Origin of the sequence: Clostridium sp. D5 (assembly GCF_000190355.1) — a bacterium.
GTDB lineage: Bacteria > Bacillota > Clostridia > Lachnospirales > Lachnospiraceae > Faecalicatena > Faecalicatena fissicatena_A.
Map to the genome: position 1 here is coordinate 434,578 of NZ_GL870810.1, position 15,171 is coordinate 449,748.

Consider the following 15,171-nt stretch of genomic DNA (forward strand, 5'->3'; position numbering starts at 1 on the left):
TTGCCCTGGTTTTTCTTCTCTTTTACTTTACTCCAGCTAACAGCCAAAACACGCTTCCCAGCCGCCCCTATATCCGTCTGCCCGAAGGCCGGCCATTCCGCGGTTTCGCAAAGCTGGGATACCCCAAGGCGGGAGTGCGGCTGTAGAGGGGATGGGCTTTCGCGGTACGGTGTAGTGGCGAGAGTGAATAGATCGAATCAAAAAGGAGGAAATATATATGATTATTTTGATTATGGGAGCTTCCCATACGGGGAAGACCGTGTTGGCTCAGAAATTGCTGGAAGAGTATAAGTATCCTTATTTTTCTATTGATCTATTGAAGATGGGCCTGATTAGAAGCGGCAGCACAGATCTGACACCGGAAGATGACGAGGAACTTATGACGTACCTGTGGCCGATTGAGAGAGAGACAATAAAAACCGCGATAGAAAACCACCAGAACCTCATAGTAGAAGGTTCCTATATTCCCTTCAGCTGGAAAGAAGACTTTGAAGAAAGCTATCTAAAAGAAATACAATACTATTGCCTGGTCATGTCCGAAATCTATATACAAAATCACTTCGAAGACATAAAAAAACACGCCAGCGCCATAGAAAAAAGACTGGACGATTCATACTGCCAAAAAGAATTCCTAATCCAGGAAAACTGCCATAATTTAAGTATGTGCCTAAAATACGGCCACACACCTATAATAATAGATGAAGAGTACAACCCAGAAATAACTCTATAACATTCAATCCGCATAACCATTCATTTCTCCAACCCCATAAGTTGCCCCCGTCATGTCCTCCGCCATCACAGACAGGCGTCCCCTCAATTCCGAACCCGCCCCACAAGACAAATACTGGATCGTCCCCCCAGCAGAACCGTTCCATCCACTGCCGGTGCAGTTTCTTCATCGAATGTCACCTGCGCCGGATCCCCCGTGTTCACCGCGATGTGCCAGCTATAATTCTGGGGCAGTTCTGGGAGTGTCAGCTCCAGCGCGCGCCAGTAAGGATTCATCGCAAGGTATATGATATCCTCTTTTTCAGAAGTCTTATCATATCCGGCGAACATGATGCCGAGTGTTCTGGATTCGGCACTGTAGTCCGGGGTCCAGGGAGTCAGGCCATGTTGGCTGGTGAAAGGAAAGCCGGTGCGGCTGGGATTTAAGCATTTACGAATTGCCGGATGTCTTTTACGGAATGCAATCATGTAGCGGAAAAACTCAAAAAGTTCTTCGTTGCTCTTCAGCAGGCTCCAGTCCAGCCAGGAGATGGGATTGTCCTGACAGTAGGGATTGTTGTTACCGAAACGGGTGTCTCCGAATTCATCGCCTGCAAGGAACATGGGGGTTCCCCGGCTGCACATTAAGACGGCACAGGCATTGCACATCATCCTGAAGCGGAGTGCATTGACCTCGGGGTTGTCTGTTTCGCCTTCTACGCCGCAGTTCCAGCTGTTGTTGTCATTGGTGCCGTCTGTGTTGTCCCAGCCGTTTGCCTCGTTGTGCTTCTGGTTGTAAGAGTACAGGTCGCAGAGCGTGAAACCATCATGGCAGGTCAGGAAATTGATGGAGGCGTTCAGACCTCTGGAAGCCGGATCATACAGGTCTGGTGAGCCTAGGATTCTCATCGCGGCGGCCCTGGTCATTCCTGCATCCCCCTTTAAAAATCTGCGCAGATCATCCCGGTATTTGCCGTTCCATTCCGCCCATCTCTTCCAGGATGGGAAGGAGCCAACCTGATATAGTCCGCCCGCATCCCAGGCTTCCGCGATCAGCTTTACATTTCCCAGAATGGGGTCAAAAGCAAGGCTTCGCAGCAGCGGGGGCTGGCTCATGGGGGAACCGTCATCGCTGCGGCCCAGGATGGATGCCAGGTCAAAGCGGAATCCGTCAACCCGGTAATCTGTCACCCAGTAGCGCAGGCAGTCCAGGATGAGCTGCTGGACAACCGGGTGGTTGCAGTTCAGTGTATTGCCGCATCCGCTGAAGTTATAATAATAACCGTCGGGAGTAAGCATATAGTAAATGTGGTTATCAAATCCTTTGAAGCAAAAACTGGGACCATATTCATTTCCCTCAGCAGTGTGGTTGAATACAACATCCAGAATGACGTCAATCCCATTGTCGTGCAGGGATTTGATCAGTTCCTTCAGCTCCCGGCCTTCCTGGTTATATTCTACGGAGGAGGCATAACTGGTATTTGGAGCAAAGAAACTGACCGGATTGTATCCCCAGTAGTCCAGCAACTGGTTATTGTCCAGAAGACGTGCGTCCCGCATCTCATCGAATTCGAATATGGGCATCAGTTCCACGGTATTGATGCCGAGCCGCTTCAGGTAAGGAATCTTTTCTTCCAGACCGCGGAAGGTGCCGGGATGCCTGGTCTGAGAGGAATCGTCGTTCGTAAAGCCGCGTACATGGGTCTCATAGATAATCATATCCTCCATGGGGATCTGGGGCTGCCGTTCCCTGCCCCAGTCAAAATTGTTGCGCACAACGCGTGCACGGTAGCCGTGCTGCGAGCAGTTCTTACATCCCCACTTGCTCTGTCCTGTGACGGCTCTTGCATAAGGATCCAGCAAAATCTTTGTCTTGTCAAAGCGCAACCCCTTCTTTTCATCGTATGGCCCGTCCAGGCTGTATGCATATTCAAATTCTTCAATGTCCAGTCCAAAAACAATCATAGAGTAGACAAAACCGATTTTATAGTGTTCAGGAAACGGGATCACTGCAAAAGGAGATTCTGCCTTGCGGTGGAAGAGCAGAAGCTCGCAGGAGTAAGCTTTGTGGGATTGGATAGTAAAGTTAACTCCGCCGGGGATAATGGTCGCACCAAAGGTGTTAAAGAATCCCGGGCGGACAAGAAAACCGTTGATGCAATCAAGAGGTTCCAGCTGTTTGCCGGGCACCAGGGTCATATCGGAAGTCTGTATTGGCATGAATGTCAGCTCCTTTCTCTTTATTTATGCTGATAATAGAATACGGCCACCTGTGTCCGGTCCCGCAGTTCCAGCTTATCAAGGATCGAACTCAGATAATTTCTTACGGTTCCTTCGCTCAGAAACAGTGTGGAGGCAATCTCTTTGTTGCTCAGCCCGTCGGCAATGAGCCGGATGATTTCGAGTTCTCTGTCGTTTATCTCATAGGATGCGTAGTTAAAGGCCGGCGGCTTCTGCAGAAGGGAAGGAATTTTAGAGACGATGGCATCCCCGAATACGGTCTGGCCCGAATATACTGCGCGGATTGCCGGAACGATGTTCTGATAGTCCTGTTTCAGAAGATAACCCTTTGCTCCAAGCTTCAGTGCCTTGATGATATATTCGTCATCAGAAAAGGTAGTAAGCAGCAGAATTCTGGCATCGGGAAACTCTTTGAGTATCTCTGCAGAGGCATCCAGTCCGTTCATATCCTTCATGCGGATGTCCATGAGGAGCACATCGGGTCTGTACTGCCTGAAAAGCGCGGCGGCCTCACTGCCGTCGCTTCCGCACGCGGGTACATGAAAATCCTCCTGTGTCTCCAGTATCGTTTTCAAGGCGCCTGCCACAAGAAAGTCGTCGTCTATGATCAGAATATTCATCTCTTAAATCTCCTTTGGTATTGTAATAAATATTTTAAAACCTTTGTCTGTCAGAATCTGTATATTGCCTTTCAAAGACTGGATCCGCTCTTTCATATTGACAAGGCCGATTCCAGAGCTGGTGTTAGAAAAAGCAGTCCCGTTATCTTCGATTAAGAGCTGGTAAAGGGCGGGGTGTTCACGCATAATAATGTTTACATGTGTAGCGTTGCTGTGTTTTATGATGTTGGATAGCGCCTCTTTTGTAATACTGATAAACGAATATTTAATTTCCCTCGAAATCTCCCTGCTCATATCATAGTGGAAAGATACTGTGCAGAAATTAAAATCTGTAAGAAGGCTGTTTACCGCCTCTTCTAAGTTTATGGCCTCATCATGCAGGTCATGCACACTGTTTCGGATGGTGTCCATGGCAGAATTCAGTGTAGAATCCAGGGTTTCCAGCGGTTCTGACAGGGCGCTTTCCTTATTGACGGCCCGCAGTGCCCCCACCATGAGGATGGAACGGGAGAGGAGATGTCCCACATTGTCGTGGATCTCACGGGCAATCCGGTTGCGCTCCCGCAATGTTGCGGCATAGATTTCATAATCCTGTTTTTCCAGCAGCGCGTGGTTCTTCTCAGTAAGCAGGATATTCAGTTCGGTACTGTCATCTCTTGTCCTCTTAAACAGGGTGTCCAGCTGTTCATAGATCCCCGTGCTTCTTTGAAGCAGGAATGCCAGTATAAAACCAAAAATTCCGATGCAGAGAAGATACGGATCTGTTTCCCGAATGCCATACGTCCAGAAATACAGACAAAGGCCGGCCGCCGCCGGAATAAAGTCTTTGTGGCGCAGCAGCACATAAGCAAATGCGGGATAAAAACAAAGCAGAACGGGAAGTTGTATGGAAACGAACAGATACAGGATTAAAACAGGAAGGAGAAGTTTATCCAGCTCCAGGAAATAATCGGAGCAGCATAAAATAAGCGCCGTTAAAAAGGCAAGCACATAGACAATATCAAGCGAAGCGTGAAATATAGTAAAAAAGCTAAATAAAAGCAATAGCCCTGTGTCTCTGAAAAAATTCATATAAACCTCTTTCTGTGCTGACGGATCATTACAGTTTATTATAGCTCTCATTATAACATAAACAAAAGAGCCGTGAAACACCTCACCGGACATTTACCAAAAGGACACGCTTATATCTGGCTAAAGCAGGATCTGGATGAAATGACATTTGTCATATGAAGATCATGACGTATGACACTACCTCAAACAGAGGAAAGAAAGTATACTTAGAGTATAAAAAACAGGGCCGGCAAACGGCTGAGAATAAAAGAAGTCAGAGGAGGCTTTGTAATGATAAAAATAGAAAATCTGGTAAAACGTTATGGAAAACTTTTGGCACTGGACCATCTGAATCTGGAGATTGAAGAGGGGGAGATCTACGGACTGCTTGGGCCGAACGGCTCGGGGAAAACAACGGCAATCAGCTGTATGCTGGCTCTTTTGAAATACGACAAGGGAATAATCAGCATCTTTGGCGAGGAGATGAGCCCGGATAACTACGGTATTAAACAGCAGATTGGAATTGTACTTCAGAATGTGGCAGTCTTTGACGAGCTGACCGTTTATGAAAATATTGATTATTTCTGCGGACTGTATGTGAAAAACAGCCAGGAGAGAAAAAAACTGGTGGCCGAGGCCATCGAGTTTGTGGGGCTGGAGGAATACATAAAGATGCGGCCCAAGAAGCTTTCAGGTGGTCTGCTCAGGCGCTTGAACATTGCATGCGGGATTGCCCACAAACCCCGTCTGATTATCATGGATGAACCGACGGTGGCTGTAGACCCGCAGAGCAGAAACCGGATTCTGGAGGGAATACAGGAGCTGAACAGGCAGGGCTCCACCATCATTTACACCTCTCACTACATGGAGGAAGTGGAGCAGATCTGTACGAAAATTGCCATTATGGATCATGGCAGAAGCATTGCAGTGGGGACAAAAGAAGAGCTGAAAAGCATGATTAAGACAGGGGAAACAGTAACGATTGAGGCGGTCGTACTGGGTACAGATCAGATCAAAGATATCCGCCTTCTCCCTCATGTATTTGACGTAAAATATGATGAACAGGTTCTGACAGTGCGGTGTACAGGCGCAAAACATAATCTGATACGTATTCTGAACTATTTGCAGGAAAATGAAATATCATTCGGCAGGGTGTTCTCAGAACTGCCCACATTGAACGATGTTTTCCTCGAAATCACGGGAAAAGAACTGAGAGACTAGGAGGAGATCACATGTTACATTTAATGAAATATGATGTCAAAGTAAAACTGCATAATTTCAATATGCTGTTCTGGCCCCTGGTATTTCCGCTTCTCCTGGCCACCTTCTTTTACTTTGCATTTGGAAAAATAGAAGAAGCCGATTTTGAGACGGTTCCGGTTGCGATTGTAGAAGAACAGGGCCAGGACGCGGATAAAGAATTTCTGGAATTCCTGGATACAATGGAGGAGGATGACTCCAATCTGATCCATGTAGAGTCCATGGATGAAAAAAAAGCGGTCAGTGAACTGAAAAGCAAAAAGATTTCCGGTATTTATTATGTAGGGGAGACCCCCACTCTGACGGTGGGCGGCGTAGGTATGGGAGAAAGCATTCTGCAGTCTCTGCTGGAAAGTTATCTGGATGGAAAGCAGACGATGATGAAGATTGCAGAAAACCACCCGGAAGGCCTGCAGAATGCGGCAGCCCAGATGTCGGACTATCAGGATATGGTGGAACAGGTATCTCTGGGCGGCAAAACGACGGACGGGAATTCGCAGTTCTTTTATGCGCTGATTGCAATGGGATGCCTGTACGGCTGTTTTATCGGCTTCGGCTCTGCACTTACCCTGCAGGCGAATCTGACGGCTCTGGCGGCCAGAAGATGCGTCACACCGACCCACAAACTGAAGCTGATCCTTTCAGAGATGCTGACTTCATTCGGAATCCATTTCGTCAATATCATTATACTGCTTTTGTATCTGCGGTATGTGCTTCAGATGGAGTTCAAAGGGGAGATGCCGCAGATGCTGCTCGTATCCTTCATAGGCTGTATGATCGGGGTTTCCATGGGGATTTTTATCAGCAGCATCAGCAAGTTCGGAGAAGGCGTCAAGATTGGAATTCTGCTCGGAATTTCTATGGTATGCAGTTTCCTGGCGGGCCTGATGAACTCAGAAATGAAATTTGTCGTAGAAAGATACTGCCCTATTATAAACCGGATTAATCCGGCGGCACTGATATCAGATGCATTTTATTGTATCAACGTCTACGACGATCCGGTCAGGTTCAGACGCAGCCTGATTATCTTAACCGTGATGTCAGTGGTGCTGCTGCTGGGATCATTCTTGGCAGTCAGGAGGGAACGCTATGACAGTATTTAAGGGATATATGAAAATTGTAAAAGCAAATATTGGGCTGATCCTTATGTATCTGGTGATTTTTTTAGGAATTACAATGATGATTCAGGCCGTTACGAAGGACACCGGCGGAGGCAGTTACAGTGCCGAAAGCGTACAGATCGGCATCGTGGATGAAGACGGCGGTGTTTTGGCAGAAGGAGTGAAGGATTACCTGGGACAGTTTCATGATGTAACCTTAATGGAGAATGACAAAGAAAAGCTGCAGGAGAGCCTGTTTTACAGGAATCTGGAATACATCGTCAAGATTCCGGGCGGATTTGAAGAAAAATGTCTGGAGGACGGGGAAAAGCTGGAAGTGACGAAAGTACCCGGGTCTTATACCAGCTTCTATGTGGATCAGCAGATCACCAGTTACCTGAACAGCGTAAAAACCTACTATGCCGCCGGATATTCCGCGTCAGATGCGGTTGATTCAGCACTGGACCGGCAGGATGCCAGTATCACGATGATGGATATTAACGGAAACGCCGGTGAAATACCGGGGTATACCTACTATTACAGATACATTCCATATCTGCTGTTGTGTGTCCTCTGCTATGTGCTGGGCAATATCCTGTCTGCCTTCCGCAAGGGCGATATCCCCAAAAGGATGCAGGCAAGCGCGGTATCAAGCCGCAGACAGAATCTGGAGGCGCTTCTGGCGGCAGGGATTCTTGGCGGCGCTCTGTGGGCAGTCTGCATTGCAGGAGGTTTTCTGCTCTATGGAAAAGAACTCCTGAAAAGCAGTTCCATCCCCTATTATCTTATCAACTCACTGGCGCTTCTGTTTGTGGTACTGGCACTGGCTTATCTGGTGGGAATGCTGACAAGCAACACCAATGCATTAAACGGTATTGTCAATACAATATCACTGGGGATGTGTTTCCTGAGCGGAGTCTTCGTACCTCTGGATATTCTGAACAAAGAAGTAAAAACCGTGGCTCAGTTCCTTCCGATCTACTGGTATGAAAAGGTGAATGATACACTCTCCCAATTTGGAAACATTACAGGCAGTGTAAGAGCAGAGGTACTGCAGTCGATTGGAATACAGCTGGTATTTGCAGCGGCGATTGTATGCGTTGCTATGGCATTGTCAAAAAAGAAAAGAATTGCGGCATAAACTTAAAAACAATGCTGTACCTTTGGAAAAATATATGTTAGAATTTAGAAAAGATGTTCTTCGCGTAATGCGGGGAACATTTTTTCTGAGATTGGAAGAGAAAATGATACAGACTGAGGAGAGGTATAGTACTATATGACATTATTTAAACGCAAAGACGACGGACTGGATATAGACTGGGGGAAGTTTTACAGGAGTGTTTTTGCTCTTGTAATTCCCATGGCACTGCAGAACCTGATCAATGTCGGTGTCACTGCCGCCGATGTGATTATGTTGGGAAAGGTGGGAGAGAAGGCGCTCTCAGGCGCATCACTGGCAGGACAGGTGCAGTATATTATGGTGCTCTTTCTGTTTGGGCTGACCTCCGGGGCAACAGTGCTGACTGCCCAGTACTGGGGAAAGGGCGACAGGAAGACAATTGAAAAGATCCTGGGGCTGGGAATGAAGGCGGCGATTATTGTCACTGCCATTTTTACGGTGGCGGCCCTGCTGATTCCGGAGCTTCTGATGCGGATATTTACAAATGATCCCGCGGTTATATCGGAGGGAGTTAAATATCTGAGAATTGTTGCATTTTCCTATGTATTTATGGGGATTACACAGGTTTATCTGTATATCATGCGAAGCGTAGAGCGGGTGGTGGTCGCAACGGTCGTATATCTGATCTCCCTGCTCTGCAATGTGGTATTGAATGCAATCTTTATATTCGGCCTGCTCGGCTGCCCGGCAATGGGAATACAGGGTGCAGCGCTGGGAACACTGGCTGCACGGTTTGTGGAACTGGTGCTTGTGTTCGGGTATGCAAGGCTGTTTAACAGGGATATTAAGTTCCGCTTCCGGTATCTTCTGCGGACAGAGAAATTGCTGTTAAAAGATTTTCTGCGATATGCGATGCCGGTTGTAATGAATGAGGTGATGTGGGGCCTTGGTACGGCGGCCAATACAGCCATTCTGGGGCATATGGGCAGTGCGGCGGTGGCGGCTAATTCCGTGGCCCAGGTGGCAAGGCAGCTGGCTACGGTCGTGGCATTCGGCCTTTCCAGCGCAACGGCAATCTACCTGGGCAAGACGATCGGAGAGAAAAAGTTTGAACACGCAAAAGCCTATGCACATCGTTTTCTTCTCCTGAGTGTTGTGATGGGAGCGGTGGGCGGCGTAATCATTCTTGCATCGGCGCCGATTACGGCAGCCGTTCTCTCGCTGACTCCTGCGGCAAAGAGTTATCTGAAATTTATGTTCTTTGTCATGTCTTACTTTGTAATTGCACAGTCCTTTAATACAACGATGGTGGTCGGAACATTCCGGTCCGGTGGAGATACACGGTTCGGGCTGATTATGGATGTTTCCACCATGTGGGGCTGCTCCATACTGTTCGGCTTTCTGGCCGCCTTTGTATTCCACTGGGGCGTGCCGGTCGTCTATATCATTCTGATGAGTGACGAGCTGATCAAGGTGCCCATCACATGGATCAGATACCGAAGCTATAAGTGGCTGAAGGATGTGACGAGGGAGATCGAATAGTTCTGCCTCACGGGTGTACTTTTTTTCAGAGTGTGTTATAATAGGAACAGTGAGCCGGCGTCTAAGATACAGGTCCGGCTTTGGTATCATGAAAGAAAGAGAAGGTAGAGTATTATGGCAGATGAGTACAGCAATGGCTGCAGCGAAGAGTCCTGTTCAGGATGTGCACATGCCGGGACATGCGAGAGCAAAAAAGAGGATTTCAGAGTCCCTGCAAATGCATATTCACAGGTGAAAAAAGTGATCGGCGTGATCAGCGGAAAGGGTGGCGTGGGTAAATCCCTCGTGACCGCTTCCCTTGCCAGAATGATGCGTGAAAAAGGATATACAGTAGGAATTCTGGATGCCGATATTACGGGACCGTCCATACCGAAGATGTATGGCGTACATGAGATGGCAAAGGGCAGTGAGGACGGAATGTTCCCCTGCATCGCAAAAGATGAGACAAGAATTATGTCAGTGAACCTTTTGCTGGATGATGAAGACACTCCGGTTATCTGGAGAGGACCAGTGATTGCGGGCGTAGTCACACAGTTCTGGACAGATGTTATGTGGGGTGACCTGGATTATCTGTTTGTGGACATGCCCCCTGGAACAGGAGATGTTCCGCTGACCGTATTCCAGTCCCTGCCGGTTGACGGCGTGGTTATCGTAACCTCCCCGCAGGATCTGGTTCAGATGATTGTAAAAAAAGCCTACAATATGGCAAAGCAGATGAATATCCCGGTACTGGGTATTGTGGAGAACTACAGCTATCTGAAATGTCCGGACTGCGGCAAAGAGATCAGCGTGTTCGGAGAGAGCCACATCGATGAGATCGCAGCAGACTTAGGCCTGCCGGTTCTTGGCAAGATGCCGATCGACACGAAGATTGCAGAAGCTGTTGAGCAGGAGAAATTCTACGAGACAGAGAACCCGTATCTTAAAGATATCGAGCTTTAGAAAAAGAAAAGGCATCGGCCGCTATGAATACTTCATACGGAAGATGCCTTTTTATTTTGATAAATATTACAGTTTAATATTCTTGAAGAGATCGCCAAGGCTGGTTCCAATATTCTCACTTTTCGGAATCTCCACCTTTACTTCCACTTCTTCCTGATTCTCTTCCAGAGCCTTCATACTCAGGCTGATCTTTCCTTCTTTGATGCCGATTACTTTTACTTTAACAGTGTCACCGACCTTCAGCACTTCGCCAGGAGTCTTAATACGCTTCTGGGAAATCTGGGAAATATGCACCAGCCCTGACAGTCCATTATCAAGCTTGATAAAAGCACCATAGTTCTGAAGAGTCTCAACGGTCCCCTCCATAACAGTGCCTGTCTTAATGCTGGCAATCTGCTCAGCACGTGCCTGCTGTTCTTTTTCCTTCAGAATCTCACGTGCGGATAATACAAGGCGGTTATTAGCCTGATCCACATCGATCACACGGACTTCAATATCTTTCAGTAAATATGTCTCCAGATCCTCAATATATGAAAGAGAAAGTTTGGATGCAGGGATAAATCCGCGCAGACCTTCTACCATAGCGATAGCACCGCCGTTCACAACGCCTTCTACTTTTACAGGAAGGATTGTTTTCTTTTCCATATAGTCCATGACTCTGTTCCATGGATTGGCATCATCGAAATGTCCTTCATAATCCGCCATTGTCTCTACAGGTTCTTCGTTTGTCTGTAACTCTTCTGTTTTCATTTCTTCACTCATCGTAGCACCTCAACTTATCTTTTAATAATTCATATAGTCCATATGGTTTAAGTATAGCATATTTATTACCCAAAAAACAACAGTTTACTGCATTTAGATCACGAGCTTTTAGTATCGGGAGAGGATGGGGGGAGAGGGGGACGCCGCCAGGCGGAGTGTAAGCGGCAGGCCTTCCTGCCTGTAAGGTCGGTTTAAAATCCTGACCGCTTGACGAAGAAGTTCTAATAGAGCAGAAGGCGCCCAGAAGGGCACATCCGACATGCAGCCAGAAAGCATGATGCTTTCTGGCCTTAGATCGGAATGACGCTTGATTTGGTAAATCAAGCGTCATCCCTTCTGGGCGCCTTCTGCTCTATAAGAACTTCTAATCGTCCGCTATAAGGCGTTTTAAACCGACCTTACAGGCAGGAAGGCCTGCCGCTTACACTCCGCCTGGCTGGGCGCATCCAAGGGGAAGGAAAACCTGTTATCCGGTGGGATTCGTGAACCGGGGCGGCGGATGGGGATGGCTGTGCGTAACATGCATCTTGGGGATATGTACTTGAATTAGTTTATTATTGGCCCGTAGCTTACGATTTCCTTTAAAATAAAAAAAAGCTGAGAATTCCCTAACTATAATTTCAAGGAATCAGCACCAGCCATCTAAAACTTTCCGCATATACAACACACATCCGCCGCCCCGGTCTGAGTCCCCTCCGTGGAACGGGTTTTTTCTTTCGCCTGGATGAGCCAAGCCTGCCGTGGAACGGGACGAGGTGCAGACGTAAGCATATATCTGTCTGGAATACATAGAGCGAGCTTAGCAGCAGTTAGAGGAAACACACACAATCAGCCGGACAAAAGTTGATTACCAAATCAACTTTTGAGTACGCCTGAGCCGCCTAAGCATCGGCTTAGGCGGTGAATGCGTATGATTCCGGCTGATTGTGTGTGTTTCCTCTTACTGCTGCTTAGCGCAGCGGACCGTATTCCAGACAGATATATGCTTACGTCTGCACCTCGTCCCGTTCCACGGCAGGCGCCCCATACACAGAAAAATAAATTTCGGGTTGACGAATTCTTAAAAAGATGGCAATCTACTATTATGTGATTCCAAAATATAAAGGGGATATAAAATGGACAATGGAGTAAATAAAAGAAAAGTATATGTAGTCGGCCATAAGAATCCTGATACGGATTCGATCTGTTCTGCTATTGCTTATGCGAGGCTAAAGACGATTGTGACGGGGGAGGATCATACTCCGCGCAGGGCCGGACAGTTGAATGAAGAAACACAGTATGTGCTGGAGCGCTTTAATGTGAAAGTTCCGGCACTTTTATCGGATCTCCGCGTGCAGATAAAAGACGTGGAGCTGAGAAAGATAGAAGGACTGAGCGGGAGCGTCTCAATTAAGACCGCGTGGGCAAGGATGAAGGAACTGAATATCAAGACCCTGCCGGTGACAAGAGACGGGAAGCTGGAGGGTCTGATTACGATCGGTGATATTGCCACATCCTATATGGATGTTTATGACAGTACAATTCTTTCAACCGCCAGGACGCAGTACCGCAATATTGCTACAACCATAGGCGGAAGAATCATTATTGGAAACGACCACAGTTACCTGCTGAAAGGAAAAGTAGGCATTGCGGCTTCCAGCAGGGATCTGATGTCGGATTTTATAGAGAACGATGACCTTGTAATACTGGGAAACAGAAGAGAGGCCCAGCAGTGTGCGATCGATCTGAATGTAGGATGTATGGTCGTGTGCCAGGGGGCAGAAGTTCCGGATGATATTATTGAGCAGGCAAGAGCAAAGGAGATTGTGATTATCAGCACTCCGCACGATACATTTACCGTTGCCAGACAGATCAATCAGAGTATACCCGTGAGACATTTTATGACCAAGGACGGACTGATTACATTTAAAATGCGGGATTATGTGGATGATGTTAAGGATGTTATGGCACACAAGCGGTTCCGTGATTTTCCAATCGTCGATAATAAGGGGAATTTCCTCGGGTTTATCTCTAGGAGGCGGCTCCTTAACTGCAGGAAAAAGCAGGTGATCCTTGTAGACCACAATGAAAAGAATCAGGCTGTGGACGGGATTGAAGAGGCCGATGTGCTGGAGATTATTGACCATCACAGACTGAGCAGCATTGAGACGATGGGACCGGTATTTTTTCGGAATCAGCCGGTGGGCTGTACGGCGACGATTATCTACCAGATGTATCAGGAAGAAGGTGTAGATGTAGAACCAACGATAGCCGCACTTCTCTGTTCTGCGATCATTTCCGATACACTGATGTTCCGTTCACCCACCTGCACAGCCCTGGATGAGGCCTCCGCCAGAAAGTTGGCCGAGACCGCAAAGATTAACATAGAAGAGCTGGCGCTGGAGATGTTCAATGCGGGCAGCAATCTCAAAGGCAAGAGTCCGGAGGAGATTATTTTCCTGGACTTCAAGCAGTTTACGGTAAATGAGATTGTGATCGGTGTGGGCCAGGTGAACTCCATGAGCGCAGACGAACTGAAAGAGATAAAAGCTGCGGTACTTCCGCATTTGGACAAGGCAAGAAAATCGCACGGCCTGGATATGGTATTCTTCATGCTGACCAATATCGTGACCGAATCCTCCGAACTGCTCTGCTGCGGACCGGAGGCAAGAGAAAAAGTGATTTCCGCCTACGACATGCGCGAGGACACGGACGACCTCCTGCTGAAGGGCGTTGTGTCAAGGAAGAAGCAGCTGGTACCAACATTGGTAGGTGCACTGCAGCAATAGCAGGGCAGAAGAAAAAGAAAAGAGGCAGATTCACATATGAGCAGACAAATATGGAAACCAGGCAATATGCTGTACCCCCTTCCGGCAGTTATGGTAAGTACCGGGGACAAAGCAGGCAATAAAAATATCCTGACCGTTGCATGGACAGGAACGATCTGTACGAATCCTCCCATGGTCTATATATCCGTGAGACCGGAGCGGTTTTCCTACCAGATGATAAAAGACACCGGTGAATTCGTGATAAACCTGACTACAGAAAAGCTGGCAAAAGCAACGGATTACTGTGGTGTCCGGTCCGGCCGCGACACAGACAAATGGAAAGAAACGGGCCTCACTCCTGGGCCAGCCGAAGCTCTTAAGTACGCACCGGTCATAAAAGAGTGCCCTGTCAGCATAGAGTGCCGGGTAACCGAGATCAAAGAACTGGGCAGCCACCACATGTTCCTGGCAGAAGTAAAAACAGTGCAGGTCGACGAAGCCTACATGAACGAACAAAACAAATTCGAACTCAACAAAACCGGACTGCTCGCATATTCCCATGGGGAATATCTGGGGCTTGGAAAAAAACTCGGAACCTTCGGATACAGCGTACGCAAAAAAAGGAAACGGGGGAAGTGAGATTTGCGGCGAGGGGGACGCCTGCCTGAGCTGGGGAGAGGGATGCGGCCGTGAGATAGAGGAGGCTTTTTGTATGTAACCCACTTACGGAGAAGTACTAGCACAAAAGGAACTGTCCATGAGGGCACGTACTACATGCAGCTAGAAAGCCTGATGCTTTCTAGCCAATGTCATTTAGTTAAGAAAATATGAGTAGCTAATTTAGGGCAGAGATATTTAATTGTGGAATATCTCTGTCTTTTTCTATAAGTATAGATTGTCTCCTTTGCAAAATAAGTGTATATTTAAATTATGTTGTATTATCTGTATGTAAAACTTGCAGCTCTCTGCGCCCTGATTTTACGGGGGTATTTTCGGTGTTTGCGTATGGGAAGCAGATTTTGCCCTATCAGATATTCAACATCAAGTGGAGGTCCTTCAGCAGGACATCTGAACATATA

12 protein-coding genes are annotated in these 15,171 nt (G+C 47.5%); 8 read left to right on the forward strand and 4 right to left on the reverse strand.

Annotated elements, in window-relative coordinates:
• Positions 1 to 217: 217 nt before the first annotated feature.
• Complete coding sequence (locus HMPREF0240_RS08335) at positions 218 to 730, forward strand: adenylate kinase (RefSeq protein ID WP_009003000.1); 513 nt, start codon at positions 218 to 220, stop codon at positions 728 to 730.
• A gap of 83 nt (positions 731 to 813) precedes the next feature.
• Here HMPREF0240_RS08335 and glgX read toward each other — a convergent pair whose 3' ends face one another.
• From glgX to HMPREF0240_RS08350, 3 genes are read right to left on the reverse strand one after another with little or no spacing between them, the layout of a single operon-like run.
• On the reverse strand, positions 814 to 2,928 hold the full coding sequence (glgX, locus tag HMPREF0240_RS08340) for a glycogen debranching protein GlgX (protein WP_009003001.1): 2,115 nt from the start codon (positions 2,926 to 2,928) through the stop codon (positions 814 to 816).
• A 20-nt stretch (positions 2,929 to 2,948) separates the two neighbouring features.
• Positions 2,949 to 3,569: a response regulator transcription factor gene (locus HMPREF0240_RS08345; protein WP_009003002.1), complete on the reverse strand. Its 621-nt coding sequence runs from the start codon at positions 3,567 to 3,569 to the stop codon at positions 2,949 to 2,951.
• A gap of 3 nt (positions 3,570 to 3,572) precedes the next feature.
• Positions 3,573 to 4,640, reverse strand: coding sequence for a histidine kinase (locus tag HMPREF0240_RS08350; protein ID WP_009003003.1), 1,068 nt, complete (start codon positions 4,638 to 4,640; stop codon positions 3,573 to 3,575).
• Positions 4,641 to 4,910: 270 nt separating this feature from the next.
• Between HMPREF0240_RS08350 and HMPREF0240_RS08355 the strand changes: the two genes are divergently transcribed.
• The 5 genes from HMPREF0240_RS08355 (at position 4,911) to HMPREF0240_RS08375 (ending at position 10,583) form a co-directional block, all read left to right on the forward strand.
• Entirely contained in the window at positions 4,911 to 5,840 is a 930-nt protein-coding gene (locus HMPREF0240_RS08355; RefSeq protein WP_035312660.1) for an ABC transporter ATP-binding protein, read from the forward strand.
• 11 nt (positions 5,841 to 5,851) lie between these two features.
• Positions 5,852 to 6,982: an ABC transporter permease gene (locus HMPREF0240_RS08360; protein ID WP_009003005.1), complete on the forward strand. Its 1,131-nt coding sequence runs from the start codon at positions 5,852 to 5,854 to the stop codon at positions 6,980 to 6,982.
• A complete protein-coding gene (locus tag HMPREF0240_RS08365) occupies positions 6,969 to 8,120 on the forward strand; it encodes an ABC transporter permease (RefSeq protein WP_009003006.1) in 1,152 nt (383 codons plus the stop codon). Before HMPREF0240_RS08360 ends, HMPREF0240_RS08365 begins: the two co-directional genes overlap by 14 nt.
• A 135-nt stretch (positions 8,121 to 8,255) precedes the next feature.
• Positions 8,256 to 9,641, forward strand: coding sequence for an MATE family efflux transporter (locus HMPREF0240_RS08370; protein ID WP_009003007.1), 1,386 nt, complete (start codon positions 8,256 to 8,258; stop codon positions 9,639 to 9,641).
• A 114-nt stretch (positions 9,642 to 9,755) separates the two neighbouring features.
• On the forward strand, positions 9,756 to 10,583 hold the full coding sequence (locus HMPREF0240_RS08375; protein ID WP_009003008.1) for an Mrp/NBP35 family ATP-binding protein: 828 nt from the start codon (positions 9,756 to 9,758) through the stop codon (positions 10,581 to 10,583).
• Positions 10,584 to 10,649: 66 nt separating this feature from the next.
• On the opposite strand, the gene HMPREF0240_RS08380 is transcribed toward HMPREF0240_RS08375, so the two are convergent.
• Positions 10,650 to 11,345 (reverse strand): S1 RNA-binding domain-containing protein, encoded by a 696-nt coding sequence (locus tag HMPREF0240_RS08380; RefSeq protein ID WP_009003009.1) that lies wholly within the window; start codon positions 11,343 to 11,345, stop codon positions 10,650 to 10,652.
• A gap of 1,115 nt (positions 11,346 to 12,460) precedes the next feature.
• Here HMPREF0240_RS08380 and HMPREF0240_RS08385 point away from each other — a divergent pair.
• Positions 12,461 to 14,113: a putative manganese-dependent inorganic diphosphatase gene (locus HMPREF0240_RS08385; RefSeq protein ID WP_009003010.1), complete on the forward strand. Its 1,653-nt coding sequence runs from the start codon at positions 12,461 to 12,463 to the stop codon at positions 14,111 to 14,113.
• 36 nt (positions 14,114 to 14,149) lie between these two features.
• Positions 14,150 to 14,731 (forward strand): flavin reductase family protein, encoded by a 582-nt coding sequence (locus tag HMPREF0240_RS08390; protein WP_009003011.1) that lies wholly within the window; start codon positions 14,150 to 14,152, stop codon positions 14,729 to 14,731.
• Positions 14,732 to 15,171: the final 440 nt, after the last annotated feature.